General features: G+C 44.9%; 2 tRNA genes. Both read right to left on the minus strand.

Features of this window, described 5'->3' with window-relative positions:
• Nucleotides 1-254 precede the first annotated feature (254 nt).
• A tRNA-Ala gene (locus E0485_RS24390) sits at nt 255-330 on the minus strand.
• Between the two features lie 26 nt (nt 331-356).
• A tRNA-Ile gene (locus E0485_RS24395) sits at nt 357-433 on the minus strand.
• Nucleotides 434-441 lie beyond the last annotated feature (8 nt).

Genomic DNA, 441 nt, shown 5'->3' on the forward strand with positions numbered 1-441 from the left:
CCACGTCCTTCTTCGGCTCCTAGTGCCTAGGCATCCTCCGTGCGCTCTTATTAGCTTAACCTGCTAATATAAAAACTAATTTCTCTTGATTGCTCAAGAAGAACATTAAGGATGTTTCTAAGCTCTTACATTTCGTTTCGCTATCTAGTTTTCAAGGAACAAAATTTGTTAACCGTTTTTAGCGGCAAGAAGTATATTAACACACTTCTTTTCAACTTAGCAACCTGAAATATTTACCAGGTTAAAAGTTTTTTTGGTGGAGCCAAGCGGGATCGAACCGCTGACCTCCTGCTTGCAAGGCAGGCGCTCTCCCAGCTGAGCTATGGCCCCAAAACATCTTCGATATGAAGTTTAAATGGTGGGCCCTAGTGGACTCGAACCACCGACCTCACCCTTATCAGGGGTGCGCTCTAACCAGCTGAGCTAAGGGCCCTCAAAGTT

The organism is Paenibacillus albiflavus, assembly GCF_004344915.1.
GTDB classification, from domain to species: Bacteria; Bacillota; Bacilli; order Paenibacillales; family NBRC-103111; genus Paenibacillus_AM; species Paenibacillus_AM albiflavus.